Here is an 858-nt window from a genome sequence, read left to right as displayed (position 1 = left end):
GATCACGATCTACAGCTGGAGTATTAGCGGCGTACGTGAAGCGCGTTTTCGGCCATCGAACGCGTGGCCGACACCGGGCCGGGGCGGTTCCGCCTCCGATCGTCCCCCGCCCGAGTGTGGTGGGGCCGGAGAACCGACCGGCTCAGGCGACTACGGCGGTGGACGCGCCGACACTGCCGTTGCCCCGGGTACCCGCCGAGCCCGTCCCCGATCCGGCGGATGAGGTGTTCTGGCCGGTGGACACCCCACTGGTGCGGCCGTTCGTGCTCGCCTACGAGCGGGAGCTGGCCGAGCGGGAGCAGGCGCTGGCCGCGCGGCGGCGGGCCAACCGGAGGGAACGGCGGGTACAGCGGCGTCGGCGGTGGGCGGTCTCGCTGGCCGCGTACGGGATCGACGTGGGCCCGCGCCGGATTCACGGCGTGGACCTCGCGCGGGCGGGCGCGTCGGTGGGGGGTGGTTGGGCGTGGCGGTGATGACGATCCGGGTGTACCGGCTGGACCCGGTGACCGGGGAGCAGGCCGAGATCAGCTCCTGCTCGGTCCGGGGTGAGCCGGGCAGGTCGTTCGCTCCGGCGTCGTGTGAGTGGCCCCGGTGCGAGTGCCACCAGTGCCAGGCCAAGGCCACAAGTCCGGAGTCGGACCGGTGAGCGGGCTGGTCCCGCTGCCGTGGTCCACCGTGGACGGCACGCCCTGCTACACCGTCCCGCCCCCCGGCGGCCCCAGCCCCGGGCCGGTCGGGGTGTTGGCGGACGCCTGGGAGGACGCGCAGGTGCTGGCAGCACGCAACGTGCTCGGCGCGGCGCGGATGTGGCTCGCCTCGGGTGTCCGCGTCGACGGTGGGCGGTTGCGGGCGGGGGCG

The 858-nt window shown here is 74.6% G+C and carries 2 protein-coding genes and 1 pseudogene; all 3 read left to right on the top strand.

Translation table 11 applies throughout. The annotated features are described in order from the left end of the window. Positions 1-236 precede the first annotated feature (236 nt). Entirely contained in the window at positions 237-473 is a 237-nt protein-coding gene (locus RKE29_RS30195) for a hypothetical protein (protein ID WP_312008888.1), read from the top strand. Beyond that, the gene (locus RKE29_RS30190; protein WP_312008887.1) at positions 473-646 is read left to right on the top strand and encodes a hypothetical protein; all 174 of its coding nucleotides are present in this window, start codon (positions 473-475) and stop codon (positions 644-646) included. Before RKE29_RS30195 ends, RKE29_RS30190 begins: the two co-directional genes overlap by 1 nt. Next, a pseudogene (locus tag RKE29_RS30185) lies at positions 643-858 on the top strand (hypothetical protein); the annotation flags it as partial. The gene RKE29_RS30190 and the pseudogene RKE29_RS30185, both read left to right, overlap by 4 nt.

Origin of the sequence: Streptomyces sp. B1866, assembly GCF_031932565.1 — a bacterium.
Taxonomy (GTDB): Bacteria; Actinomycetota; Actinomycetes; order Streptomycetales; family Streptomycetaceae; genus Streptomyces.
This window is presented reverse-complemented; position numbering and strand designations above follow the sequence as displayed.